Source organism: Bacillus sp. 22-7 (assembly GCF_010628845.1).
Classification (GTDB): Bacteria; Bacillota; Bacilli; order Bacillales; family Cytobacillaceae; genus Cytobacillus; species Cytobacillus firmus_B.
Genome location: NZ_NJQY01000036.1, coordinates 1 through 25,860, shown reverse-complemented (window position 1 = coordinate 25,860; position 25,860 = coordinate 1). Strand labels below are relative to the sequence as shown.

Annotated in this window: 29 protein-coding genes, 1 pseudogene and 2 riboswitches; of the genes and pseudogenes, 10 read left to right on the top strand and 20 right to left on the bottom strand. The window is 41.4% G+C overall.

Annotation, left to right across the window (positions count from 1 at the left end; genetic code table 11):
• The first annotated feature begins 45 nt into the window (after positions 1-45).
• Entirely contained in the window at positions 46-429 is a 384-nt protein-coding gene (locus CE058_RS22175; RefSeq protein WP_048011957.1) for a globin domain-containing protein, read from the top strand.
• Positions 430-464: 35 nt separating this feature from the next.
• On the opposite strand, the gene CE058_RS25200 is transcribed toward CE058_RS22175, so the two are convergent.
• The 4 genes from CE058_RS25200 to CE058_RS22160 all read right to left on the bottom strand — a co-directional run bounded on the left by CE058_RS25200 (position 465) and on the right by CE058_RS22160 (position 4,529).
• Positions 465-686 carry a hypothetical protein gene (locus CE058_RS25200; RefSeq protein WP_248347372.1) on the bottom strand — a complete coding sequence of 74 codons (222 nt, stop codon included), beginning with the start codon at positions 684-686 and terminating at the stop codon, positions 465-467.
• Positions 683-871, bottom strand: coding sequence for a hypothetical protein (locus tag CE058_RS25195; RefSeq protein ID WP_286168132.1), 189 nt, complete (start codon positions 869-871; stop codon positions 683-685). Before CE058_RS25195 ends, CE058_RS25200 begins: the two co-directional genes overlap by 4 nt.
• 105 nt (positions 872-976) lie before the next feature.
• On the bottom strand, positions 977-1,981 hold the full coding sequence (locus CE058_RS22165) for a DUF3231 family protein (protein ID WP_163145078.1): 1,005 nt from the start codon (positions 1,979-1,981) through the stop codon (positions 977-979).
• Positions 1,982-2,360: 379 nt separating this feature from the next.
• Positions 2,361-4,529: a beta-propeller domain-containing protein gene (locus CE058_RS22160; protein WP_163145077.1), complete on the bottom strand. Its 2,169-nt coding sequence runs from the start codon at positions 4,527-4,529 to the stop codon at positions 2,361-2,363.
• A 148-nt stretch (positions 4,530-4,677) separates the two neighbouring features.
• Here CE058_RS22160 and CE058_RS22155 point away from each other — a divergent pair, with 148 nt between their 5' ends.
• Positions 4,678-5,619: a DMT family transporter gene (locus CE058_RS22155; RefSeq protein ID WP_250802342.1), complete on the top strand. Its 942-nt coding sequence runs from the start codon at positions 4,678-4,680 to the stop codon at positions 5,617-5,619.
• A gap of 44 nt (positions 5,620-5,663) precedes the next feature.
• Here CE058_RS22155 and CE058_RS25190 read toward each other — a convergent pair whose 3' ends face one another.
• Positions 5,664-5,792: a hypothetical protein gene (locus CE058_RS25190; RefSeq protein WP_258750318.1), complete on the bottom strand. Its 129-nt coding sequence runs from the start codon at positions 5,790-5,792 to the stop codon at positions 5,664-5,666.
• Positions 5,793-6,066: 274 nt separating this feature from the next.
• On the opposite strand from CE058_RS25190, the gene CE058_RS24890 reads away from it, so the two are divergent.
• Complete coding sequence (locus CE058_RS24890; RefSeq protein ID WP_197087797.1) at positions 6,067-6,213, top strand: YwzD family small protein; 147 nt, start codon at positions 6,067-6,069, stop codon at positions 6,211-6,213.
• A 144-nt stretch (positions 6,214-6,357) separates the two neighbouring features.
• Here CE058_RS24890 and CE058_RS22150 read toward each other — a convergent pair whose 3' ends face one another.
• Positions 6,358-7,218, bottom strand: a complete 861-nt coding sequence (locus tag CE058_RS22150) for a CAP domain-containing protein (protein WP_283914427.1) — start codon at positions 7,216-7,218, stop codon at positions 6,358-6,360.
• A gap of 152 nt (positions 7,219-7,370) precedes the next feature.
• Between CE058_RS22150 and CE058_RS22145 the strand changes: the two genes are divergently transcribed.
• On the top strand, positions 7,371-7,550 hold the full coding sequence (locus CE058_RS22145; protein WP_163145076.1) for a hypothetical protein: 180 nt from the start codon (positions 7,371-7,373) through the stop codon (positions 7,548-7,550).
• A gap of 42 nt (positions 7,551-7,592) precedes the next feature.
• On the opposite strand, the gene ltaE is transcribed toward CE058_RS22145, so the two are convergent.
• Positions 7,593-8,624: a low-specificity L-threonine aldolase gene (gene ltaE / locus CE058_RS22140; RefSeq protein WP_163145075.1), complete on the bottom strand. Its 1,032-nt coding sequence runs from the start codon at positions 8,622-8,624 to the stop codon at positions 7,593-7,595.
• A 416-nt stretch (positions 8,625-9,040) separates the two neighbouring features.
• On the opposite strand from ltaE, the gene qoxA reads away from it, so the two are divergent.
• The 4 genes from qoxA to qoxD are packed head-to-tail and all read left to right on the top strand — an operon-like array spanning position 9,041 to position 12,900.
• The gene (qoxA, locus tag CE058_RS22135; RefSeq protein WP_163145074.1) at positions 9,041-10,033 is read left to right on the top strand and encodes a cytochrome aa3 quinol oxidase subunit II; all 993 of its coding nucleotides are present in this window, start codon (positions 9,041-9,043) and stop codon (positions 10,031-10,033) included.
• Positions 10,023-11,999 (top strand): cytochrome aa3 quinol oxidase subunit I, encoded by a 1,977-nt coding sequence (gene qoxB / locus CE058_RS22130; protein ID WP_163145073.1) that lies wholly within the window; start codon positions 10,023-10,025, stop codon positions 11,997-11,999. Before qoxA ends, qoxB begins: the two co-directional genes overlap by 11 nt.
• Complete coding sequence (gene qoxC, locus CE058_RS22125; RefSeq protein ID WP_009334518.1) at positions 11,989-12,594, top strand: cytochrome aa3 quinol oxidase subunit III; 606 nt, start codon at positions 11,989-11,991, stop codon at positions 12,592-12,594. Before qoxB ends, qoxC begins: the two co-directional genes overlap by 11 nt.
• On the top strand, positions 12,595-12,900 hold the full coding sequence (gene qoxD / locus CE058_RS22120; protein WP_048011949.1) for a cytochrome aa3 quinol oxidase subunit IV: 306 nt from the start codon (positions 12,595-12,597) through the stop codon (positions 12,898-12,900).
• 36 nt (positions 12,901-12,936) lie between these two features.
• Here the strand turns inward: qoxD and CE058_RS22115 are convergent, their stop codons facing one another.
• Entirely contained in the window at positions 12,937-13,176 is a 240-nt protein-coding gene (locus tag CE058_RS22115) for a hypothetical protein (protein ID WP_048011948.1), read from the bottom strand.
• Positions 13,177-13,293: 117 nt separating this feature from the next.
• On the bottom strand, positions 13,294-13,572 hold the full coding sequence (locus CE058_RS22110; RefSeq protein ID WP_231594063.1) for a hypothetical protein: 279 nt from the start codon (positions 13,570-13,572) through the stop codon (positions 13,294-13,296).
• A 171-nt stretch (positions 13,573-13,743) separates the two neighbouring features.
• On the opposite strand from CE058_RS22110, the gene CE058_RS22105 reads away from it, so the two are divergent.
• Positions 13,744-14,115, top strand: coding sequence for a VOC family protein (locus tag CE058_RS22105; RefSeq protein ID WP_163145072.1), 372 nt, complete (start codon positions 13,744-13,746; stop codon positions 14,113-14,115).
• 148 nt (positions 14,116-14,263) lie between these two features.
• Here the strand turns inward: CE058_RS22105 and thiT are convergent, their stop codons facing one another.
• Together thiT and CE058_RS22095 are read right to left on the bottom strand one after the other, a co-directional pair.
• Complete coding sequence (thiT, locus tag CE058_RS22100) at positions 14,264-14,863, bottom strand: energy-coupled thiamine transporter ThiT (protein ID WP_048011945.1); 600 nt, start codon at positions 14,861-14,863, stop codon at positions 14,264-14,266.
• Between the two features lie 66 nt (positions 14,864-14,929).
• A riboswitch (TPP riboswitch) is annotated at positions 14,930-15,032 on the bottom strand.
• 52 nt (positions 15,033-15,084) lie between these two features.
• Positions 15,085-16,425 (bottom strand): MATE family efflux transporter, encoded by a 1,341-nt coding sequence (locus CE058_RS22095; protein WP_163145071.1) that lies wholly within the window; start codon positions 16,423-16,425, stop codon positions 15,085-15,087.
• Between the two features lie 282 nt (positions 16,426-16,707).
• On the opposite strand from CE058_RS22095, the gene CE058_RS22090 reads away from it, so the two are divergent.
• Entirely contained in the window at positions 16,708-18,438 is a 1,731-nt protein-coding gene (locus CE058_RS22090) for an AAA family ATPase (protein ID WP_048011943.1), read from the top strand.
• A 113-nt stretch (positions 18,439-18,551) separates the two neighbouring features.
• Here the strand turns inward: CE058_RS22090 and CE058_RS22085 are convergent, their stop codons facing one another.
• The 9 genes and pseudogenes from CE058_RS22085 to queC form a co-directional block, all read right to left on the bottom strand.
• On the bottom strand, positions 18,552-18,704 hold the full coding sequence (locus CE058_RS22085) for a lmo0937 family membrane protein (RefSeq protein ID WP_113880971.1): 153 nt from the start codon (positions 18,702-18,704) through the stop codon (positions 18,552-18,554).
• A gap of 353 nt (positions 18,705-19,057) precedes the next feature.
• A pseudogene (locus tag CE058_RS22080) lies at positions 19,058-19,671 on the bottom strand (divergent polysaccharide deacetylase family protein).
• A 116-nt stretch (positions 19,672-19,787) separates the two neighbouring features.
• A complete protein-coding gene (locus CE058_RS22075; protein WP_048011941.1) occupies positions 19,788-20,861 on the bottom strand; it encodes an ABC transporter substrate-binding protein in 1,074 nt (357 codons plus the stop codon).
• Positions 20,858-21,661, bottom strand: coding sequence for an ABC transporter permease (locus CE058_RS22070; protein WP_048011940.1), 804 nt, complete (start codon positions 21,659-21,661; stop codon positions 20,858-20,860). Before CE058_RS22070 ends, CE058_RS22075 begins: the two co-directional genes overlap by 4 nt.
• Positions 21,662-22,465, bottom strand: a complete 804-nt coding sequence (locus tag CE058_RS22065) for an ABC transporter permease (RefSeq protein ID WP_035330881.1) — start codon at positions 22,463-22,465, stop codon at positions 21,662-21,664. It abuts the gene before it with no gap.
• Positions 22,455-23,561, bottom strand: a complete 1,107-nt coding sequence (locus CE058_RS22060; protein ID WP_048011938.1) for an ABC transporter ATP-binding protein — start codon at positions 23,559-23,561, stop codon at positions 22,455-22,457. Before CE058_RS22060 ends, CE058_RS22065 begins: the two co-directional genes overlap by 11 nt.
• A gap of 144 nt (positions 23,562-23,705) precedes the next feature.
• Entirely contained in the window at positions 23,706-24,437 is a 732-nt protein-coding gene (gene queE, locus CE058_RS22055) for a 7-carboxy-7-deazaguanine synthase QueE (protein ID WP_048011937.1), read from the bottom strand.
• The gene (queD, locus tag CE058_RS22050) at positions 24,430-24,906 is read right to left on the bottom strand and encodes a 6-carboxytetrahydropterin synthase QueD (protein ID WP_163145070.1); all 477 of its coding nucleotides are present in this window, start codon (positions 24,904-24,906) and stop codon (positions 24,430-24,432) included. Before queD ends, queE begins: the two co-directional genes overlap by 8 nt.
• Before the next feature lie 3 nt (positions 24,907-24,909).
• Positions 24,910-25,569 carry a 7-cyano-7-deazaguanine synthase QueC gene (gene queC / locus CE058_RS22045; protein ID WP_163145069.1) on the bottom strand — a complete coding sequence of 220 codons (660 nt, stop codon included), beginning with the start codon at positions 25,567-25,569 and terminating at the stop codon, positions 24,910-24,912.
• Between the two features lie 53 nt (positions 25,570-25,622).
• Positions 25,623-25,665: riboswitch (PreQ1 riboswitch) on the bottom strand.
• Between the last annotated feature and the right edge of the window lie 195 nt (positions 25,666-25,860).

Genomic DNA, 25,860 nt, shown 5'->3' with positions numbered 1-25,860 from the left:
CGTTAGACTGCGATAAAATAATGAATTACAAGCAGGTGAAGAATCATGCACGATTTTAGAACACTTTTTGAAGAAATAGGCGGAACTGAACCAATTGAAAAACTTGTCGAGGCGTTCTATCCGCGTGTGTATGCAGATCCAGTTTTAAGTCCCCTTTTTGAAGGAGACATAGAGGATATTAAGCGAAAACAAAGAATGTTTCTTACACAATTTCTTGGAGGACCGCCTCTCTACAGCCAGGAGTTTGGCCCGCCGGCAATGAAACAAAGACATCTTCCATTTGAAATTACACCATTAAGAGCGCAAAGATGGCTTGCCTGTATGAAGGAGGCCTTTCAGGAGACAGGGCTTGAACAAAATCCTGCATCTGTCCTTTTCTATGATCGATTAATGCAGGTTGCAGCGATTATGGTAAACAGCCCAGAATGAAACTGGACCTTCCTTTGGAGAAGGTCCAGTGTTCATTAAAGTGATTCAAAATATTCTTTTGCATGCTCTGCAGACTGGAACATTTTTACTTCTGTAACTTCTTTCTCGTCATATGCCACTCCTAAAAATCCATCAGCAAGCTGAAGAATATCAGCTGATGAGGTTTTTTCATCTTCAACGACCACTGTTTCTTCCATTTCCAGCTGACCCTTTTCAGCCCATGACTGCACTTCGGCAGAGTACGTATCAATATTCATACCCTCATCAATCCGGTCATCCAGCTCGGCAATAGAGAGCGGCTTCTTTTCCCTTCTGTGTTTGTGGCTTCATTGTATTCCTGGCTACTGTTTTCATTCTTTGCGGCTTCCTCTTTTTTCTCTTCACCCGCGCTGCAGGCTGATAGCATTACGCATGCGGTAAAAGAAAGAATCCATTTATGCATTCGGTCTCATCTCCTTCTTATTTTGTAAGCTAGTATTCTATTACCCCAATTATTAAGTGGCACTCATAAAAAATGAAGCATCCCCTATAAAAGAATGCTTCACCGCTATTTTTTTCTGAGTTCATCTCTATCAAGTGATTGAGGCGGCGTTTCCAGCCAGCCGTTGTCAATCATCATTTTTGCTCCGTCGTCTGCAAAACTGCCGACTTTGATCATCATTTTAGCATACTGGATAGCCAAATCTTTTCTAATGCTTGCACCGATCGCGATTCCAAAGTCCATTACGCAGACCGCAGTTATACTGGCGATCAGAAACATCATTAATTTATCCGAAAAAGGTGAGATCGTTGAGTCTGTAATGGACCCATCCCATGTGCTTGGATAGGCTACATCGTCATTTTTTAAGACATTGAGAAAATATTCAACATGCTCCAGGCTCATGTCATAGCCTTTATTGAAATAATTGCTTATCACTTCTTCTTTAGCTACCTGGCTGAATGCTAAAAGCATAGTTTTGGCAATATTGGATAACTCGATATTCGTTCCCAGATGGGCAATTTCGATAGCCAGAAGCTGCCGTTTTTTTCCTGCAATCCCGCCAAGGAAACGATGGTCTGATACATACTTTACCTTTTTAGGATATTCAATATAGGGTGATCGAATGAAAATCCCCTTTTCCTGCAAAGCCTCAGCTGCCATATCAAAAAGTTTTTCGGTTTGTTCATAGTATTTTTTAAACATGCTGCGAACGTCTTTTCTTGCAGAAACTGATTTAGCAAGTGAATAGGCATTCAATCCGGTTCTGCCTAAATGATGCATAAATCTTAGATAGGTCACGTCTGAAAATAATTTGGGAGCGTGAATGTGCAGATCTTGCTCATTAAATCCATCAGGTATGGGAAATTCTTCTGTATTAAAGAGTGAGGCAATTCCGTCTATGTGATCCTCCGCGATAGTAAGTGCGTAGTTCAATACCGGCAGGACATCCGGATCTTCATTTGTTTTTATATAGTGCTTTATGCAGCAGACTGCTGCTGTATCTGCTATATAGGTGTTCCAGAGCATGGCCATTTCGGACGATATTAATTTAGGAATACTGCTGCCGTTCATATTCTCACCAGCCATTTAAAATTATTTTTATATACTATATATTTTATCTTAGCCCTTTTACAGCAGATTAATCCAAAAAATATGGAAATTCACTTCCAATGTTTATTCTTCAGGATTTTTAAGTAAGGTTCTCTTCATATAAATTGTTGTTTTACGCCATAAATATTGTCCGTTGATTTCCGCTCCAGGCTGCTCGCTTTCCGCGGGGCGGGCGGTGAGCCTCCTCGACGCTCCGCGTCTGCGGGGTCTCACCTGTCCCGCTATTCCCGCAGGAGTCTCGCACCTTCCGCTCCAATCAACTCAGTAAATAATATGCTAATAGCAGCAAACTTTAAACAGCCTAAGAAATAGGATCAGCCAGAAGCCCAGTTCTCTTATATTAATTTATCTTCAATTCTCCTGCTTTTTGGAACCCATCTATATGATAGGCATCAACTTTTTGAGGTGAAATGCTATAAATGTAATCACCTATATAGATAAGCCTCTCAATTGCATCTTCCCATTCTTCATAGATTGCTTCTTCTGTCTGATGGGTAATTTCACTTTGGAGCTCTATTCCGTTTTGGACAGTAATTTTGTATACTAACGCACCCTGGAAGTCGAAAGTGGATTCAAACTGGCTTCCTTCTTTATTCTGATAGATCGAAATGGGGAAACCATATAGATTTTTCTTTTTATCAACGAGAAGCGCTTTATGGTCGTAGTTTAAAGGCGAGTAGGTGCCGCGTCCTCCGATTATTTCTGTATCCTTTTCAACAGGATTACTTGTATCACTTACATCGAATAAAGATATTTTAACACCGTCCATAGTAATAACAGGCTGGCTGCCAGCTCCTTTGCCTCCGCTAATCTTTGTATCATGACCAAAGCCAATGAGATGATTTTCATCCAATGGGTGCAGGTAATTGCTGAAGCCGGGTATTTTTAATTCACCGAGAACATAAGGTTTTTTCGGATTTGAGCCATCAATAACAAAGAGAGGATCAGTTTCCTTAAAAGTAACCATATAAATCCGGTCATTCATAAACCTTGCAGAGTAAATCCTCTCCCCTTTTGCCAGGTCTTCAAGCTGGCCAATCTGTTTTAAATTCTTATCCAAAATGTAAAGGCTATTGGAGGAAGGAGTTCGTTCATCCCACGCTTCCCCCTTGGTTGCCACAACTCTGAAGTTTCCATTATACTCATCCATTGAAAACTGATTTAAAACGGTGCCTTTTATTTCTGCAGATGTCTGGAATTCTACTTTTCCGTCTTTTATATTGAACTTAAAGATGCTCGTATCCGGATGCGGCATTTGTCTGTCTGCGATGATTTCATCATTGTATTGGGTGGCTGCCAGGTATAAATTGTTTTTGGACATGTAAAATTCATTTCCGCTGCCTAAGTAGCTTGTGACAGCTAATGGCTTCCCGCCGGCATTTAAATCCAATACAGCTATATTAATATAATTTGCATTTTGAGAACCGGGAAAATACTTTATTTCATTGTAATCAACAATTTGCTGCTCTTTACTCTCGGCAGTATCATAATAACGGGGACGCAGATCGGCATTTTCATTTTTTTCCAGTATCCAATATTCGGGATGATAACTTGTTATTAAATATACTTTTCCGTCCATTAGCCTTGAAGAAAGCAGGCTGCCCTCAATGTCTGCCTCTCTAATTTTTTTTGGTTTTTGTTTATTTTCGATATTATAAACAATTGTTTTGGCGGATTGAAATGCAGGTGCAATCTTTTTTTCGGCAGACGCCTTCCCAATGTGTTCAGGTACATCTTTATAACTGTGGCCTAAGATGATTAATTGGCTGCCTTCTATAAATAGCTGATAGGGAGAAAAGTTTCCATTAAAAGTTAATTGAGATTCCAGTTCCATTTTATCTGCCGGAACTGCCTTGATAATCTGGACTTTATTTTCGGAGATTTTGTATATGTGCGTTCCATCTGTTTTTATCAGATCGGCTTCATCAATACCCGATACTTGCACATTTGTCCCCGAAAAATCTGTTCCTGCAGAATCTTCTGAGCTCTTTGCACTGCTGCTTTCCTCGCTTACTGCTATATCCCTTCCGGAAAAGAAAGTCCTTTCTTCCTTAAGCATTCTTGAAAAATAACTGTTCAATTTTTCTCTTGAGCCGATTGCCGGCAATGTATTTATAACTTTAAAGGCTGTTTTTACTGATTGATTCAGATTTTGTCCTCTCTTTGTTTTAACATCATCTGTGATCACCAATGTATAATGCGGTGAATACAGATTAAACCCTTCATCGGGCGGCTGAATTTCAATGGATTTATTATTGTTCCCCAGAGAGAGTTTTACCTGCTCTTTTTCTCCCTCCTCATTCAGAATATAAACAGAGGTACTGTTAACACTAGCCGGATTAAGTTCTTTTGAAAACGTAACCTCCCACACTTTATTGTTTAAAACAATTAATTCTTCATTAGTTCCTGCCAGAGTACTGACAATTTTTAGTTTGTTAAAGAATGAAAAAGACGCCAGTATGATAAGGACTAATGTAATACCGCCAAGAAAAAGCCATTTATTTTTCATAATAGACACCCCTTTTTAAGTAAGTTGACGCGCTCCATCTTCCAATAGTTACAAAATTTTCAAGAAAAACTTTTCCGAAATTAATGCATTTTCTTGATGCTAGAGTTAAAATTTTATTTATTACAGTAGAGGAAGAAGGTTTTCATTATTGCAGGATGAAGGAAACAAAACGAACGGCTTTTTATTGCTGATATTAGCTAATATGATATGGGGAGGTAATTTTGTTATAGGGAGAATTGGTGTTGATTATTTTCCGCCTGTTCTTTTTTCCCTTATGCGCTGGATCATTGCCTTTCTTCTCTTAACTCCTTTTATGACAAAGCAGTTAAAAAATGATTGGAAAATTATAAGGAAGCATATGAAGATTCTTTTGCTTTTGGCCGTGACTGGTATTGCTGGTTACAATACAGTCATTTATGTGGCACTGCAATACACCACATCTATAAATGCGTCAGTCGTAAATAGTACAACTCCGCTTTTTATTGCCATTCTAGCCGTATTTATATTAAGAGAAAAGCTTTTGGCCCACCAGGCAGCAGGAATCATCCTGTCAGTCTTTGGGATTATATTTGTCATTTCAAAGGGATCGTTTGAAGTGTTTCTTTCATGGAAAATAAATGCCGGGGATCTTTACGTTTTGGCAGCGGTTTTTATGTGGGCTTTGTATTCTGTGATTGGCAAAAAATATGCAGACGTGCTGCCTTTGCTATCTGCTTTTTATATTTCAGTTTTTCTTGGCATTTTACTATTGGTACCCTTAAGCCTGGTTGAATATTTGTGGCTGCAGGCAGCAAAACCTGTCTTCACCCTTCCCTCTATAGGGATCTTGCTGTATGTTGGGTTTTTGGCTTCCATTATGGCTTTTCTTTCCTGGAATATTGGAGTTCACATAATCGGAGCAGCCAAAGCGGGGGTTTTTCTGAATCTGCTTCCTGTTTTCGCTATTATCTTCGCCTTGTGTTTTACACATGAAAAATTGTATTTGTATCAGATAATTGGCGGGGGGATTGTGATTCTCGGTGTAGTCCTATCTTCCAGGAGAACTTTGCGATTAAGGACTCATTCACAAGAAGATACGTTTTCGGCCTAAAAACTCCCCTCAGCTTCTGGCTGAGGGGAGTTTTCTTTTATATATTACCAATCCTGGGTACGCTCTAATAAATGATCAATTTCCACCTGTCTGATCATATAGCCAAGATCTTCTTCGGCAATCTCAGATGTAGATTCCAATAGCTGATCAATATCCATTTGCACCAATCTCATAACCAGACCTCCATTTTAACACAGTAATCTTTATAATCTCTTTCCTGCTATACTATTCGCTGTTCAAATGACAGGTATGGGGGCAGCCGTAAAATATTATCAGTATTTAATACCCGGCTTTCCGAGAGATCAATCATTTATGCAAAAATGCAGGTTGAATGAATGTTCATTTTTCTCACGCCTCAGCTTACCGGTTAATAGTATATAGTGAGTTTTAAAAAATCTTAACAGGGTATAGAGTCATAAAATACATTGCTGTTTGAAGGTGTCTATTATGAAATCTAACTTTAGTGATTTTGCAAAGCTATTGGAATCTGCTCTTGATAAAGGGCAAACAGATACAGAAATAACCATCCATGAACTGCTTGATGATATAAAAACTCAGCTTGAACCTTTAATAAACAAAAAGGAAATCGGCTAATGCGCCGATTTCCTTTTTTCGCAGTCTAACAGGCAAATAAGGACAAAGACTAAGACCACGTCCTGTGGCAACGTCTTTGTGACCCACTTCCTGTGGTCCTCAACTATCAATCAGTGGGGGAGCCCCACTGATTAAAGTTTTACTTTATTTCGCTATTAACATTTGTGTCCAATAAGATCCGTCATCAGTATATCCTACACCAATATGCGTAAAGGTGCCGTTTAATATATTTTTCCGATGACCTTCACTTTCCATCCATGCTTGTACCACTTGTTCAGGAGTCTGCTGCCCCATGGCAATATTTTCGCCTGCGGTACTGTAATTGACTCCAAAATCCCTCATCATGTCAAATGGCGAACCATAAGTTGGACTTGTATGGGAAAAGTAATTTTTCTGCTGCATATCATTTGATTTCGCCTGTGCCACACCACTTAGCGGTTTATCTGATTGTAATGCATTAAGCCCATTTTTCTCCCGTTCTGCATTTGTTAATTGGATTACTTTAGATTCAAAGTTGTTTATGTCATCATTTTGAGCAGCTGGTGCCTGTTCACCTTGTCCTTGAGGCGCCTGGCCAGGCCCTTCCTGCGGAGGGGTTTGTGCAGGTGCTTGCGGCTGCTGGCCCTCTTGTCCAAACGGCTGAGCAAATTGACGCCCTTCAGCCTGTCCGCCTTCCATTCCCTGATTTTGCTGATTGTCCTCTCCAAATTGGTATAATGGCATGCCGCCATCATCAGCTAATTGGCTATGAGGGAAATCCTGACTTGGTGTTGCAGTGCTGTAAGAGTTGGGATCAATGGTAAGGTACCCATTATTTACTTTTTGTAATTCAAGCGGAGCTGCTCCCCGTCTTTCTCTGTCCACATTCACATTATTAGGCTGGCTAATTTCTTTAAGGTCATCACCGGTTAATTCCCCTGTATCCATGCCCTGCTGAGTATTATTACATGCAGCAAGCGTTAGAATAAGGAAAACACCAAGAAGAAAGTTTTTCTTTAATAACATGGTCTTATTCTCCTTTAAAAAGTGTAAGTTTTACTTTTTTATCATACCGAGTAAGACGAAAAGTATAGGTGGAAAATTGAGCACTCATCTTAAAGGCCACTTTAAAAGGTTTTGCATAGTTTATTTATAAAAGATGAGAAGGAGGATTCTCTTTGAGGCAATATATTATTACCGGCATGAATGGTGCCCATTATTACGGATATTCCCAGGTGCAGTATGGGCCCTGGTGTCAGCCTATTCAACAAGGATATCCCTATCACAGCATTTGGCATCCGAGTCATTTGCACTCCCAGCACTATACTGCAGCTCCACTGCAGAGATATTATTTCTAAAAATAAAAACGCATGCCGGATTGACATGCGTTTTTTATCTGGTTAAATGATTTGATCAGCTGTTTTTTGAATCGCTGTAACGGCCTGTTCAAGCTGGTTTCTGTTCACATCATAGTGCGTAACAAAACGCACATAACTAGGGCCGAAAGTTCCTGAAAGGACTCCTTCAGCTTTCAATCTTTCAACAAATTCCGATGAATTCATCTTTAGATTTTTCACATCTGCCACAATTATATTCGTATCCACCTGGTTTACAATCTCAATGCCATTAATTTGGCCAAGCTGCTGTGCAAGATATTGGGCATTTTCATGGTCCTCTGCCAGACGTTCTCTCATTTGAATTAATGCAATAAGGCCTGGTGCAGCTAGGATGCCTGCCTGGCGGAGTCCCCCGCCGAGTCTTTTGCGCCACTTTCTGGCGGCTGTTATGAAATCTCTATTTCCTGCCAGTATGGATCCGACGGGAGCACCAAGCCCTTTGGATAGGCATACCTGGACAGTGTCGCAATGCTTAGCTAATTCTGAAGCCGGCAGGTTCAGTGCTGCTGCGGCATTGAATATTCTTGCGCCATCTATATGTACAGGAACGTTATTTGCTTTTGCGATAGTATGAATGTCTTTCATATTATCAATCGGTATAACGGCACCGCCGGCTCTATTATGCGTATTTTCAAGGCAAATCAAGCCTGTTTCAGGAAAATGCTGATCCTCTCCCCTAATGGCATACTCCACATCAGAGGGATCCATAGCCCCTCTTGTCCCGTTTATCGTTCTTGTCTGGACGCCGGCAAAAGCAGAAGGAGCTCCGCTTTCATAATAAAAAATATGGCTTTCTGCTTCGAGAATAATTTCATTGCCAGGGCGGCAATGTGTTAAAATGGCGATCTGGTTTCCCTGTGTGCCGCTTGTTACAAAAAGAGCTGCTTCCTTTCCAAGCACTTCAGCAGCTGTCTCCTCCAGTTGATTTATTGAAGGATCCTCTCCATAAACATCATCTCCAACTTCCGCTTCATAAGCCGCTTTTCTCATAGCTTCAGTCGGCTTTGTGACTGTATCGCTTCTTAAATCAATCATGTCCTCACCCTGTCTCTATCTATATTATTTTTACTTCATGTTACTGTACTATTCTGTATTTTTCAATTAATAAGAAAGAGCCCTATAAAGAGTTCCTTGGCAATAAATATACCAAAACCAAAAGTTCAAAATTTGTTCAAGATTTAAATATAAGGCGCAAAACCCAATAACAATGCTATTTGCAGAAAATGAAATGCTGTCCAAACACTTTACATAAATTTCCTTCTCACTTTTGTCACAACTTTTCACAATTGCTTATGTTAATATCATTTACACAGTGATAACTAAGTTAAATAAGTGTTTCAAGAGTGTGCATTTTTCCCAGCTATATATTTTTTTGGCATCTTTGTGAAAATACGCACATTATTTGTGAATTATTTAACAATAGTTTTTGTTTAAAGGAGATGAAACATCAGATGAAGAAAATGCTGCTCTCTTTAACAGCTATATTGCCGATGCTTATTCTCAGCGGCTGCAATATGGTTGTGTTTGAACCGCAGGGGCCTGTTGCAAGAAGCATTACCGAATTAATTAACTGGTCCCTGATCTGGATGCTTCTTGTTGTAGTAGTCGTATTTGGATTATTCGGCTACATCGTCTGGAAATATCGTGAGAAACCAGAAAATAAGGATTATGAACCGCCTGAGGAACATGGAAGCACACTCCTTGAAATTATCTGGACCGGGATTCCTATCTTAATTGTCATTGCGTTAACAATCCCGACCGTAAAAACACTTTATGCTCTTGAAGAAGCACCAAAAGGCTACGAAGAAAAAGAGCCAATTACTATACATGTAACATCTGCAGACTGGAAATGGATTTTCAGTTATCCAGAAGAAGGAATTGAGACGGTGAACTATGTCAATATTCCTGAGGATAGGCCTGTACTTTTCAAAATGACTTCTGCAAGCACCATGCAATCTTTCTGGGTGCCTGCACTTGGCGGACAAAAGTACACCATGCCGAAAATGGAAACAGAATTATATCTTCTTGCAGACAACCCTGGATCATATGAAGGTCAAAATACGAACTTTAACGGCCGCGGCTATGCGGATATGAAATTTGAAGTGCTCGCTCAAACCCAGAAAGATTTTGACCAATGGGTTGAAGATGTTAAGGATACAGCGCCTAAATTGACAGAGAAAGAATATGTAGGGCTGCTGAAGCCTACTCATCTAGGAAGGCTGACCTATTCAAATACTCATTTGGAATGGGTGAATCATGCCGATCCTGACTCTAAGGCATATACAAATCCTGAACTCTACAGAGGTCATGGATATCAGGGTAAAACATTCGAAGAAGACGATAATTATAAAAATGAGAAACCGAATGTAATTGAAGGTCATGGCGAAGATAAGGGCCATGATGACAGTGAAGAAAACCATGGAGGTGACCATCATGGGCATTAAATGGGATGAGTTTTTTATTACGGGAGATCCCCTTATACTAGGTTCCCAGATTGCCATTTTGCTGACAATGATCGGTGCAGTGGCAGGGATTACCTATCTGAAAAAATGGAAATACCTGTGGACAGAATGGCTGACTACAGTTGACCATAAAAAAATCGGTATTATGTATATCATCTCCGCCGTATTGATGTTTTTCCGCGGCGGGATGGACGGGTTGCTGATGAAAGCTCAGACATCACGTCCTGAAATGGAATTCCTGAATTCCCAGCATTACAATGAAATTTTCACAACACACGGTGTGATTATGATTCTTTTCATGGCGATGCCGTTTTTGATTGGTTTAATGAACGTTGTCATTCCGCTGCAGATCGGTGCGCGTGACGTTGCCTTCCCTCAGCTGAATGCTCTAAGCTTCTGGCTGTTCTTCAGCGGAGCTATGCTGTTCAATATTTCCTTCGTTATCGGAGGGTCACCTGATGCAGGATGGACTTCCTACTTCCCTCTTGCAGGCAAGGAATTCAGTCCGGGAATCGGTAATAACTATTATGCAGTTGCCCTTCAGATTGCCGGTATCGGTACATTAATGACAGGTATAAACTTTATTGTCACGATTTTGAAAATGAGAACAAAAGGCATGACACTGATGAAAATGCCGATGTTTACGTGGACTACTTTCGTAACATCCATTTTGATTGTGGCGGCTTTCCCAATTTTCACAGTCGCATTGGCATTGATGACGTTTGACCGTCTATATGGAACGCACTTCTTTACCGTATCCGGCGGAGGCATGGATATGCTTTGGGCTAACCTTTTCTGGCTATGGGGCCACCCTGAGGTATATATTGTTGCCCTTCCTGCTTTCGGGATATTCTCGGAAGTCATTGCAACTTTTTCAAGAAAATCATTGTTTGGATATAAATCGATGGTATTTTCCATCCTTGGAATTGCACTTCTAAGTATGGTTGTATGGGTTCACCATTTCTATACAATGGGTTCAGGACCTGCAGTTAACTCATTCTTCTCCATCACGACGATGGCGATTGCCATACCGACTGGAGTTAAGATGTTCAACTGGCTGTTTACGATGAGGAAAGGCCGCATAAAAATTACGTCTGCGATGCTTTGGGCACTTGCATTCGTTCCTTGCTTTGTCATCGGCGGGGTTACAGGCGTCATGCTGGCAATGGGCGCAGCGGATTATCAGTATCACAATACCTTATTCCTGGTTGCCCATTTCCACTATGTATTAATTCCAGGTGTTGTATTTGCGGTATTTGCAGGCCTGTACTATTGGTGGCCAAAAATGTTCGGCTTCATGCTGAATGAAAAACTCGGAAAATGGCATTTCTGGCTATTCGTTATCGGCTTTAACGTAACATTCATGCCTATGTTCTTCCTTGGATTAAACGGAGCTGTAAGACGTGCATACACATACTCTGCCGAATCAGGCTTTGCACCTCTATTCATGCTTTCGGCCATTGGTTCAATGGTTCTCGCAGCCGGATTCGCTGTATTCTGCTATAACATTTACTGGAGCATCCGCTATGCGGACAGAAACATCTCAAGCGATCCATGGGATGCAAGAACACTGGAATGGTCTACTGCATCACCTGTTCAGTTCTATAACTTTGCGAAACTGCCTGAAGTGAAATCTCTTGATCCATTCTGGCACATGAAGAAAAAGAATGAAGGCTTAACATTGCATGACAGTGAAATTGAAGAAATTCATATGCCAAGCAACTCATGGGTACCGATTTATATGGGTGTTATCTTTGGCATCGCAGGTTTCCTCCTTGTGTTTGAATGGCACATCGCTGCGGCTGTTGCCGGTATCGGCATATTTGCAGGATTGATTATCCGTTCATTCGATTACAACGAAGGTTTCCATGTTTCAAAAGAAGAAATTCACCGAATTGAAAACGCGTGGAGAAAAACAGAAGGAGAGGTGCACAATCATGTCAGCTAAAGTGGATACGTCTCTGCCGCTTGAATATCAAACTGAGCAGGACCGCATGAATATTCTCGGATTCTGGGTTTTCCTTGGCGCTGAAATCGTCCTGTTTGCCACTCTGTTCGGAGTATATGGAGTTTTATATGAACGGTTTGCAGGAGGACCAACACATAAAGATATCTTTGTCATCAAGGATGTCATGATTCAGACAGTCCTCCTTCTGACAAGCAGCTTTACAATGGGCATTGCCATTTTTGAAATGCGCCGGCATAACCTTAAAGGGCTAATCACCTGGCTGGTGATTACCCTCGCTCTAGGCGCAGGCTTCCTCTTCATGGAGATTAATGAATTCATCCATTATGCCCATGAAGGTGCAACGATGCAGACAAGTGCATTCCTTTCCAGCTTATTTGTACTACTTGGGACACACGGAGCTCACGTAACTTTGGGAATCGGCTGGGCAACTATGGTCATCATTCAGCTTCTAAAAAGAGGCCTTACCCCTACTACAGCAAGAAAGACGTTTATTATCGGCCTTTACTGGCACTTCCTTGATGTAGTCTGGATCTTTATCTTCACATTTGTGTATCTGAAAGGACTGGTGGCTTAAATGGAACATCATCAATCAAAAAGCTTCCCGATAAGCCATGTCATTGGATTTGTTGTTTCCCTTGTGCTGACTTTTGCAGCAGCAGGAATTGCTTTAAAAACGAACCTTTCTTTTAAAGTGATCATGTGGATCATCGGCTCACTGGCTGTCGTTCAGGCAGGCATGCAGCTGTTCATGTTCATGCACTTAAGAGAAGGTGAAGACGGTAAGACGAACCTAATTAATATGATTTATGCCGTATTTATGGTAATTGTAATTGTAGTTGGTTCTATTTGGGTGTTAACCTCTGGACATGCTTCACATTAAGTATAAAAAAACCGGTCTCCCCATTGGAGGCCGGTTTTATTTGTATTGTCTGATTCCCTTGCTTCCCTTTGTCATTTCTTCCATTACATTGATAAAAAATCCGAATCCGAAAAGCAGCATGGAAGAAACCATAATGCTTAAGCCGATGGATAATACATACTCGCCTGTGATGCCGCTTACAAAAAAACCTGATATAAAAACAATGAAACCTAATATAATACCTGCTGCTGTACTATTCCTGAAAAAATGCAGGACGCGCTGCTGTTGAAGTGTCATTTCCCCATCTCCTTTTATTTAATATTCTAACTATGTTCACAAATTTGTCAAACTTTTTGTCACAAATTTGTCAAATTTATTTCATAAAAAAAGCTCTGCAAGCTGCAAAGCGATTTTCTACTGATATAGCTTTTTAATGTTCTCCAAATCTTTCTTCAGACTGCATATTTCCTGCCGGGTCAGCATGAGCGGCATTTGATCGTAGAGTGTAATGATTTGCCCTCCCTCATCTTCTTCATGAAGGGATAGATAGTTATACAGAGTTTCACATTGATTTTTGTTGAGCACTGACTGGGTACTGAAGCTTTTTACTTTCTGGATTTCAAAGGCACTGGCTTCCGCATCAAAAACACCTGTGATAATATTTCCCTGCAATGTATTGGACAAAGTCTTCACTCCCCTTTTTTAAGTAATATACCCATTTTTAAGAAGTAATTTCCTAATATATTGGCTTTGTTTAGAAAGATTATTATTCTGTTTAAGGTATTTAAATCAAAAATAGGGAAGGAAAAAGCTGTATAAAAAGGAAATATATGATATACCGAATTAAATAAAGGAGAGAATTCTATGAGTAAATCATTTATTGAACAAGTACATTATATTAGAATTCCTGTAAAAGAATTAGAACTGTCTGCCCAATGGTATAGAGATGTATTAGGGCTCCAGTTACTAAACAATACTGGAAAACTTGCAATTTTAAAAGTAAATGAAGGCCCTTTCTTACTGATCTTAGTTCCTACCGAAGATGAAACTTTTGCTCATTTTACAATTGATAATGAACAAGAATTTAGCATTGGGTTTACAAGTCCAGAATTATCTAAATTTCATCAGCACTTAATTGATAATCAAGTTAAGGTCGAGGATATAAAAGAAGATAATGGTCATGCCTTTTTCCACTTTTATGACCTCAATGGCAATAAACTTCAAGTACATTGGTGAGATTATAATAAAAAGCTCATTTTTAACGGTATTGGAACGGGAACGCCCAAACCAGACGTTCCCATAATTCTTCCTGAAAACAGCTTTTTATCAATCAAATCCGATATATAAAAAACCTCTCTGAAATATTTCAGAGAGGCGGACATTATTAGGAAGCATTCTTTTGAGTTTGAAGTCTTTCATCCGATTTTTTTATGATTAATCTCGGTGCCGATGAAATAATTAATACGGCCAGGATTGAGCAGAGAATTGCCGCTCCGAGCATGGTTGCGCCGTTTGCCAGGAAGGAAAACAGAACCGGTGACATCCCTTCTGGTGCATAGCTTCCGAAGAAAAGCACACCTGCTATGAAATGCCAGAAATACCGGGCAAGGCTTCCGGCGAATACGGCTAAGACAACCCATGACAATGCCTTCTTCTTGTTACCTGCCCGCAGCTGATTTTGGATGACGCCGTAAAACAAGCCGGCAAACCCGATACAGGCAAATGCCACAAAATACTCAATAAATGCCTGTATCGGAGTGGCAATCCAGGCATCCCCCATGGCAATCTGCAAAATCCCCCATAAGAGGCCTGCAATAAAGCTGACCTTAAAGCCCCACCTGAAAGCCAGAATGAAAATCGGAATCATCGCGGCAGATATGGAAATGGATGGCGACAGCTTGATGGATGGCAGAAAATCAAGAATGATAGCAAAGGCAGCAAAAAATGAAGCCTCTATCATCGCCGTCAGGCTTAATTTTTTCATAAAAAAAATCCCCCTTCAATCGTATGACGATACCCCAAGGGAGAACAAGCAGGCAGAAAACTATATCTGCCTATCATTCCACATTCCTGCGCTAGCATTAACTAACAGGTTCAAAGGGTCAGAACAGCGGACTGTTCACTCTCAGCGATATGCTCCCCTTGTGGCACGTTATTAAATTATCCGCTTTTAGTATATATGAAATTCATGATGGTGAAAAGGATTTATTTTCCCTCGCTTATGATAACCTGTTTATCCCACTTTCCGATGCGGTAATACATATAGGCGATGAAACTGCTTATTGCAAAGCTGACACCCATACCTGCAGCTATGCCTTTATCACCCATAAACTTAGAAAATAGAAATGTTAAAGGATAGCGCAGGATCCAGAATGAAATGATATTCAGTATCAGCACTTGAAACATCGCACCAGAAGCTCTAACCACACCATTCAATACAAAATTAATGCCCAGAAGCGGATAAAAAAAGGCAATGATCTTTAAATATTCAGTGCCGTAGTGAACTGATTCTTTATCTTGGATAAACAGGCGCACCCCGTGTTCTGCAAATAAGACCGTCCCAAGGGCGATGAGAAACATGATTCCAAGATTGTAAATGACTCCGTACAACGCAATCTGATGCACCCGTTCCCATTGATTTCCCCCTATATTTTGACCCGCCATACTGTTGACTGCAGTTCCCAATGCCATCGCAGGAAGCATAATGGTGCTGTCAATGCGCTGTGCGGCACCAAATCCCGCTACCACGTCACTGCCAAAGGAGGTGACGACAGACATAATGGCCATAACACCAGCCGATATGACAGTCATTTGGAGCCCTGAAGGGATGCCAAGCTTGAATATCAATGCTGCCTCCTCCTTATGCGGCCAAGAAGGAATAGTGAATGGTGCCAGCTTTTTGCGGAGTATGAATATCATTCCGATTATAAATGCAAAGCCCTGTGATACGATTGTTGCATATGCGGCCCCCTCAATACCAAGCTTGAATACAGAAATAAAAAGAGGATCGAGTATTGCATTTAATACGACTGCTATCAGGACAAAGTACAGAGGATTTTTGCTGTCTCCAAGCGCTCTGAGTATAGTTCCTATAAAATTGTAGCCAAATAAAAACAGAATTCCAATAAAGTTAATCTGCAGGTAGGATGCTGCTCCTTCGGCCATTCCCGCAGGTGTGCCCATTAAGGCCAAAATCCTTTCAGCAAGCAGGAATCCGGCTGTTCCTAGAACAACTGACAAAATTGTCTGAATGACGGTAAAAGCATTTAGATATCTTTTCAGCCCCTCTTCGTGATCTCCCCCCTTCTGCTGGGATAAAATCGTTAACGCAGCATTGTTTATGCCGATGATAAAAGAAAGTACTGTAAAGATTACAGTGCCTGAAACTGCGACAGCTCCCAATGCATCAGCCCCCAGCAAATTCCCGACCCACAGACTATCTACAAATTGATAGGAAACCTGCAGGAAATTAGTGAGCATAATGGGAGTTGAGAACACCAGCAGCTGTTTGAGTATGTTTCCTTTTGTAAAATCCTGCTGAGCCATCTTTACACCTTCCTAATTTTTTTCACAGTTTCTATTATTAACTATTTCACTTTCAGTTTCCATTTTTATGGTTTTGTGAATTATTAAGTTTCTAAAAATTTATTTTCTTAACCGATGTCACATTTTTTTCACATATTACTGGCATCTGAACGCTGTTGTAGCACACTTTGTAAAAAATAAAATTATTTTTCCATAATTTACAACGTTTAAAAAGTATAAAACCCTGTATTTAACAATTTTAATTTCTTATAATGTAGATATGTTCAATGAGGAGGGAAATAGTTGAAATCACGTCTTAAGAAGCCTTCGACGATTATTTCTATTGCATTGGTAGTCACGGTGATTTTGGCGGCGGTTATTTGGACCGTACAAGCAGGAAAAAAGGATGTGACTGTTCCGTTCTCTTCTGTGGAAAAAATTATAGCTTCCCAGGATGGAAAGACTGTTGCAGTACAGGAATATAAAAATGGAAAGCTGCTGATCACAGCTCCTGATGGTGAGTACATCTCCCATGTTCCTCCCAACAGCGAGATGGTTGATAATTTAGTAGAAACCTATAATATACAATATTCGTTCGCAACCACAGGACCTTATACCCCATGGATTCTTGGCGGTGCAGTCCTTTTGTTCATAGCAATCGGAATTTACCTGTTTAAGTCAGGAAAAGGCGGCATGGGCGCTACAAATACTATGAAGCAAAGTGTCTCGAAGCCAAAAGCCCTTCCTTCTATTTCGCTTGAAGATGTTGGCGGAATTCAGGAAGAAATGAAAGAGGAAATTATGCAGACTCTTTCCATATTAAAAGAACCTGAGCGCTCTTTAAAAATGGGGATCAGGCCGCCGAAGGGGATTCTTTTATATGGGCCTCCCGGAACGGGAAAAACCTTGCTGGCTCAGGCAATTGCCAAGGAGCTTGGAGCAACTTTCTTTTCAACAAGCGGTTCCGGGTTTAATGAATTATTCGTAGGTGTTGGTGCATCCCGTGTCAGAAACCTTTTCCAGAATGCCAGAAAGCATTCTCCTGCTGTCGTCTTTATTGACGAAGTAGATGCACTTGCTGGACGAAGAAAACAGCATGGCGGAGAAGAAAGTGAAAAAACGTTAACTGAACTGCTGGTCCAGCTGGACGGCGGACATTCCAATGATGGAATATTATTTATTGCCGCCACAAACCGGAAGGATATGCTCGACGAAGCATTCCTGCGTCCTGGACGGATTGACTTCTCCTTCAACGTTCCTCTTCCAGATACAAAGGGACGGAGAGAGATCATTAACATTCATACACGAAATAGATTACTGGCTGAAGATGTAATGACAACTCTTGGAGATCTGGCAGAAAGCACTTCCGGTTTTTCAGGTGCAGATCTTCATTCCCTATTCGAAACGGCAAGCCGCAGAGCAGTCCGAAACGGCCAGGAAATTATCTCAAAAGAAGATTTGGATTACGCTCTGGACCGTACTATTCTGGGAACCACCACACGTGCTTTACAGGATGTTGGAACGAAGCAGCGGGTTGCAATCCATGAAGCTGGCCATGCATTAGTGGCTGCTTTAACAAAACCTGGATCCGTCCGGAAAGCAACCATTATTCCGCGTGGCGAAGCGCTTGGGTATGTAGCTCCTATCCAAAAAGAACTTCATTTATCGACAACAAGTGAATTGCTGGACCAGGTCGCGATGATTCTCGCTGGCGGTGTATCAGAACGAATGATTCTTGGCGAGCACAGTATTGGGGTAAGCGGTGATGTTAAACAAGCGAAGCATATCATAGAGCAAATGGTTGATACAGGGTTACTTGATAACGGCTTCGAGCTTACTTTCAACAAAGGACAAAAAGAAGCTAAAATGCAGGATCTATTCCAAAAAGCACTAGAAAGATGCGAATTGATTATCGCCAATCATCAGCCTCAATTTGAGAAACTGGTAGAAGCCCTTCTGGAGAAAGAAACATTGGAAGGCAGTGAAGTCCAGGAGATTGCTGGAGAATTGAAGGCAGAAATGGTTATAGCATGATATCGGAACCGGTCCCTGCCTTGGGGCTGGTTTTTCTTTTTGAACTTTGTCTATTATAATAATATTATGTTAAGTGTATTTGAAAAGCCTCCTAATATAGAAGGCTTTTCCTGCTATCCCCTGCCGGATGCTCTGCCTCTAATAAAGTTAACCACAATGATGATTGCTGCGATTACCAGCAGAATATGAATAATGCCTCCAGCTACTTTAAATATTAATCCAAGAATCCATAATACAAGCAGAATACCTGCTAATGTCCAAAGCATACAGGTCACCCCCTTCGCTTTTGATTTATTCCTTACATACCCCTTTATAGTCAAGATAATGCCTTAATTGCTGAAATACTGACATTGTTATGTTTTGCAATGGATAGTTATTTTAATCCTGGAAGTTTTTCAAATACCCGTATTTTTCATCAGCAGTATCTGCATCCTTTCACCGTCTTTGCATATACTATATTCACGGCCGCCCACCTCTTCTAACGCTATCGTTGCGGGACTAACCAGACCGGAATGTGGGCGGCCACCTGTATAGGTGACAGGCACCTATACCACTACTAGGCCACTTTCACACACACCATTAAAGCTGCAGACCGCTCAGGGCTTGCAGCTTTTATTATTTATGGCCCATCATCAATAAGTTCGTAGCCTGGAATCAGTTCAGACAGCGGAACAATTTGGGCCTTCTCTTTATATACAGGGATATACTCTTTTAGCACACTAACCATCTTTGTACCTGTGATGCCGACATGGCCGATTGCGATGATGCGTTCGTTTTTGACGAGTTTTTCAGCAAGTCTGTCAGCCTGTTTTGTGATATGTGCTGTCGTGTAAATATCATCGAAGAAAATATTGTTTTCGACATAAGGAACACCAATTTCATTTGCCAGCTTGCCGACGACGCTTTTTCCGGTTGTTTTGCTGTCAAGATAAAATAATCCGTGCTCTTTACATACTTCAAGGACAACTCTCATGACCCGTTCATTTTCAGTGGCTCTTGAACCCATATGATGATTCATGCCGACCGCATGGGGCACTTCTTTAATGGCGCTCTCTACTCTGCTGCGGATTTCTTCATAAAAGGCATGATGGCAGCCGTCAAGGTTACCGGCAGTTCCATCATTTCTTTTGTTCCCTTCATATTGTTCCCAAGATCGTCAATGACAATGGCCAATTCAGGTTTTTGAGAGGCAGCATTTATGGGAGTACCTATACTTCCGAATGAAAAAATCAATACAAATATGCTGAAGAATCTCTTCTTTTTCCCATCCTCCTTTGCGCTAGCATTCCCTGATTCCCTAAATCCGTTCCAATACAAAAACTGCCAGGATCTTAAATCCTGGCAGTACCCTATTTCTTATGCATTTTAAACTCAAGGAAAAGCTCATTATAATAAGCGAGCATCCTTTTTCCCAGGTTCTCATAAACCTCCAGCCGAGCTGTCATTTCTTCATCCGGATAAAAACGTTCGTCAGAGATTGTTTCTTCGTCCATATATTTCAGCGCCTCTTTATTTGGCGTTGAATACCCGACGTATTCTGTATTTTGCGCCGCATTTTCTGGGTCAAGAATGAAATTCATGAACTGGTGGGCCGCTTCCGGGTTTTTAGCAGTCTTAGGGATGACCATATTATCAAACCAGAGATTGGAGCCTTCTTCCGGAACTACATATTCAAGATTATCCTTCTCCCACATAAGCTCCTGTGCCGTGCCGGACCAAACCACGCCAATGCCGGCTTCATCATTTTCCATCAGCATTCTGATTTCATCACCCACAATGGCTTTAATGTTAGGTGTAAGGCGATCGAGTTTTTCTTTAGCTTCGATCAAATGGTCTTTATCTTTGTCATTCAGAGAATAATGAAGACTGTTGAGCCCCATGCCCATTACTTCCCTTGCCCCATCAATCAGGAGGATCTGGTTTTTTAATTCAGGTTCCCACAGATCATTCCAGCTCGTGATTTCTTTATCACCCAAAATATCGGTATTATAAAGAATACCGACAGTGCCCCAGAAATAGGGAATTGAATACTCATTTTCAGGATCAAAAGGCAGGTCCATAAAACGCGGATCAATATATTTCAGGTTTGGAATTTTAGAATGATCAACCGGCAGCAGCAGGTCTTCTTCCTTCATTTTTTCTATCGCATATTCTGATGGAACTGCAATATCATAAGCTGTGCCGCCCTGTTCAATTTTCGTCATCATCGCTTCATTGGAATCGAATGTTTCATAGATGACTTTAATGCCTGTTTCCTGTTCGAACTTATCGACCAGGTCTGCATCAATATAATCGCCCCAGTTAAAAATGGTCAATGTATTGCCGCTTGTGTAGCCCTGGGAGGAATTCAGCCCGGAAACGATGTACAACAAGGCGAATGAAACGATTAATACGGCGGCGAGCGCCTGAATAAGCTTCTTCATTGCCTTACCCCCATTCCATTCGGCTTCTCATTGCGCTTTGTAATAAAGTAATAGCCTGTAACCAGAATGATGGTAAATAGGAAAAGCAAAGCGGATAAAGCATTGATATTTAGTGAAACTCCTCTTCTTGCCAGGGAATAAATCTCAACAGACAAAGTGGTAAAGCCATTGCCTGTAACAAAGAAAGTGACGGCAAAATCATCCAGAGAATAGGTCAGTGCCATAAAAAAGCCTGCGAAAATTCCAGGAGTGATATAAGGGAGAATGACCTTAGTCAGAACATCCAACCTGCTGGCCCCAAGATCCATGGCAGCATAAATCATCGATGTGCTCATCTCTTCAATCTTAGGCAAAACCATCAGAACGACAATCGGAACACTGAAAGCGATGTGTGCCAGTAAAACAGATACAAATCCAAGCTTAAGTCCGATCATCGTAAAAAGAATTAAAAACGACGCGCCAATAATGACATCCGGACTGACAATCAGCACATTATTCAGTGACAGCAACGTGTTTTTTACTCTGCGTTTTCGTGCATAAGCAATTGCAAGTGCCCCGGCCACTCCAATGATGGTGGATATCGATGCAGATAAAAGAGCAATAATCACAGTGTTCAGGACAATAATGAGCAATCGGGTATCCGCAAACAGCTCCCGATACCAATCCAAAGTAAATCCTTCGAACTGATACATGGTTCCTCCGCTGTTGAAGGAATAAAATATTAAGTAAAAGATCGGGGCGTACAGGATGATAAAGATAAGAGCCAAGTAAACTGCCGGCCATTTCCTGTTCTTTTTCATTTATAGGATCCCCCGCTTTCTTCTGCCTGTCAGCACCATAATAAGTACCATGGCAATAATCAGGAAGACGGCAATGGTAGAGCCCATTCCCCAATCCTGTGTTACAAGAAAGTGCTGCTCAATGGCGGTTCCAAGAGTAATGACACGGTTTCCTGCAATCAGTCTTGTCAGCATGAATAATGATAAAGCAGGGATAAAGACAATCTGGCATCCTGCTTTCACGCCATCCAGTGTCAAAGGAAAGATAACACGCTTGAATGTTACCCAGGAAGAACCGCCCAAATCATTGGAAGCATCCAAAAGCGTTGGATTCAATTCATCTAAAGAATTAAATATCGGCAATATCATAAAAGGAAGAAATATATAGACCGACACAAAGATAAAGCTGAAATCCGTAAACAGGATTTGTCTTCCGCCGATTCCCATCGCTTCCAGAAAGCTATTCGCAGCGCCATAGGTTCCGAAGATGCCAAGGAAAGCATAGGCTTTCAAAAGCAGATTAATCCAGGATGGCAGGATGATCAATAAGAGCCACAGCTGCTTATGCTTTGTTTTCGTAAGCAAATATGCAGTCGGATAAGCGATCAGCAATGAAAATAAGGTTATTAAAAAGGCATACCAAAAGGAGCTTAGGGTCATTTTTAAATAAACAGGCGTAAAGAATTTGCGATAATTCTCCAATGTGAAATGCCCTTCAATATCAAAGAACGAATAATACAGGACAAGAAGCAAAGGCGTCACAACAAAGAGGGCAATCCAAAGCACATAAGGAATTAAATAAAAATTGCGGGAATTAGTTCTCATGGCTTCCCTCTTCATAAGCTTCCAGACGCTTATCAAATTCCTCTTCGGTTTCCCCATGCCTCATGACGTGGATCGCTTCAGGATCAAAATGAAGGCCAATTTGGTCCCCGACGGTCGCCTTTTTGGTTGAATGGACGAGCCACTCATTGCCATCGCTGTCATAGCAGCTGATCTCATAATGCACTCCCCTGAATAGCTGGGAGTCAACTTTAACCTTCAGCTTCCCATCATCCGGGGCTGTAATAGCGAGATCTTCAGGCCGAATTACGATCTCAATCTCTTCATTGGGCTCAAAGCCTCCGTCAACACACTCAAATAACCTTCCGGCAAACTGGACCTGATAATCCTTGATCATTGTTCCGGCAACAATATTGGATTCACCAATAAAATCTGCTACAAAGCGATTGATCGGCTCGTCATAAATATCAGTAGGAGTACCGCTCTGCTCAATGCTTCCGCTGTTAAGCACGAAGATTTCATCTGACATGGCAAGTGCTTCCTCCTGGTCATGTGTGACAAAAATAAACGTGATGCCAAGATTCCTCTGCAGCTCCCTAAGTTCATACTGCATTTCGGTCCGCAGCTTCAGGTCAAGTGCGGATAGGGGCTCATCCAGGAGAATTACCTCAGGCTCATTGACAATGGCCCTTGCGATGGCAACACGCTGGCGCTGCCCTCCTGACATTTCTTTAATTTCCCGGTTTTCATAGCCTTCAAGGTTTACAAACTTCAGCGCTTCTTTTACTTTTTTCTCAATCTCCGCTTTCTTCATTTTTTTGATTTTTAAGCCGAATGCTATATTTTCATATACATTCAGATGCGGAAACAGGGCATAGTCCTGAAAAACCGTGTTTACTTGCCTTTTGTTGGCGGGAACATGATTAATGACTTTTCCATTAAAATAGATATCCCCTTCAGTAGGTTCAGTAAAGCCGGCAATCAGCCGCAAGATCGTCGTTTTCCCGCAGCCCGATGGACCTAACAGGGTATAGAACTTCCCGCGTTCAATTTCAAAGCTGACATTTTTTAAAACTGGCGGATCATTATCATATCTTTTTGTCACCGAATTAAAACGGATAATGGTGTTATCTGTCATCTAACTCTCCCTATCTATCGAATTTTACAGCACGTATGCCTTGTTAAGTTCAAACGTATAATATCATAGATTGCCCGAAATCTGTCATATATTGCAATTACTATACAAAAATAACCCCGCATCTTGTATGCGGGATTTCGGTCGCTATACTCCCCGCTTATTGCCCCATACATAGGTATGCAGCTGCGGAAGTACTTTCACATCTGTCAGCTCATTGTCATGAATCGTTTTTTCAATAAGCCAGTCATATTTATCAAGGAGTCTCTGGAGTAAATTCCGGTCATCTGCTGTTACCGTATCATCATTCCCAACCTGCAGATAAAACGGAACCCCGGGATAACGCTTATGAACGTCTTTCGCATATTCATAATCCGCATCATCAAAAACAACGATCTTCAGAGAGAACTGCTGATCTTCCCTTCTGCCGGCCTGCAGTTTATTCACAATCAGATCGAGCACTTCAAAGTCGGTATTCATGCCTGAACTCGGCGGCTTTGGGGACAGGGTGAGTTCATCAATTTCATAAAACCAATCCTGCCAGCGGCTTCCCTGTGTTTCCAGGCAGAGCTTAATTCGTTCAGCTTTTAGCAGAGAAATAAATTCACCCAAATTTTTCAGAAGAGCCGGATTGCCGCCCGAAATGGTTACGAAAGAAAATCCGTCTCCGCCGAGTTCTTTGAGCTCCTTCCAGATCTCATCCGGTTCCATTTGGCGGATGCTGTCCTTCGCACTTCCATCCCAGGTAAAAGAGGAATCACACCAGCTGCAGGAATAATCACATCCTGCTGTACGGACGAACATCGTTTTCTGGCCAATCACCATTCCTTCCCCCTGAATGGTCGGCCCGAAGATTTCCAATACAGGAATCTTACTCAACCTCCATCCACTCCCTTCTTGCCTCAGCATAGCTTGTTGGAGTTTCAAAAAGGCGCACAAATTCAACTCTTGCACCGTCATATTGCTCTATTCTGTTTTGCAGGCTTTCTTGCATTTTTTCATAAATCCAGACAACCATATTCTCAGCAGTCGTATTCATCGGGGGCAGAGTTTCATTCAGATACTTGTGGTCAAGAAATATCTCAATCTCATTTTTCCAGATTTCTTTTATGTCGCCGAAATCAATCATTAACCCTCTGTCATCCACAAATCCGCTTATGCCAAAAATCACCTTGTAGGTGTGGCCGTGCAGGTTTTTGCATTTGCCTTCATAGCAATGCAGATGATGGGCTGAATCAAAAGTGAATTCCTTGCTGACCATTACACGCTTATGGTGGTATTTCAGCTGATCCGGCTTAATGTCTTCATTGATTTTTTGGAGTTTATCAACAATCCTAAATCCGTACATGTCTTAAAGCGCCCCCTTTTCATTGAGGTATTCTTCAAGGCCCTTTTGTCTTAAATTGCAGGCCGGACACTCACCGCAGCCATCTGCCGGAATGCCGTTGTAGCATGTCAGCGTATTATTACGCACATACTCAAGGGCATCCAAGTCATCTGCCAGTTTCCATGTCTCAGCTTTATTGAGCCACATTAAAGGTGTATGGATCACAAACTGCCCATCCATCGACAGATTCAGTGTGACATTCAGTGATTTTATAAACATATCCCGGCAATCAGGGTAGCCGCTGAAATCTGTCTCACACACACCTGTAATAATATGCCTTGCATTAATTTGACTCGCAAGCACACCGGCAAATGACAGGAATAACAGGTTTCTCCCTGGTACAAATGTAGATGGAAGCCCGCCTTCCTCTCCATCCTTTACTTCGATATCATCACGTGTCAGTGCGTTTGGCGCAAGCTGATTCAATAGGGACATATCAAGGATATGATGCCTGATTCCCAGATCTTTTGCTATTTGCTGGGCACAATCAATTTCAAGCTTGTGCCGCTGATTATAATTAAAAGTGACTGCTTCCACCTCGGCAAAACGTTCCTTTGCCCAGAATAAGCAGGTAGTACTATCCTGGCCGCCGCTGAATACAACGAGCGCTTTATCATTTTTCATATAAAAATTCTCCTTTAACATAGAAAAACAGGACCACTAAGAAAGCAGACCTGTTTTCCTTAGTTTTTTAAAGAGGGTAGCTAGAACCTCTACCGTATACACGGATTTTCTATTGAACTATCAGTTTATATTATCATCTTTACCGGAGTTTTAGAAGGTATTACTTATACTCAAATAAAAAGTTTTATAATTCTAAATCATGCAACAGATTATCGCAGTCTAACGGGCAGTAAGACCCTCACATCAAGATTCAGAGGAATCAAAGGAGGATAAGTGGGGGTCAAACTGCCC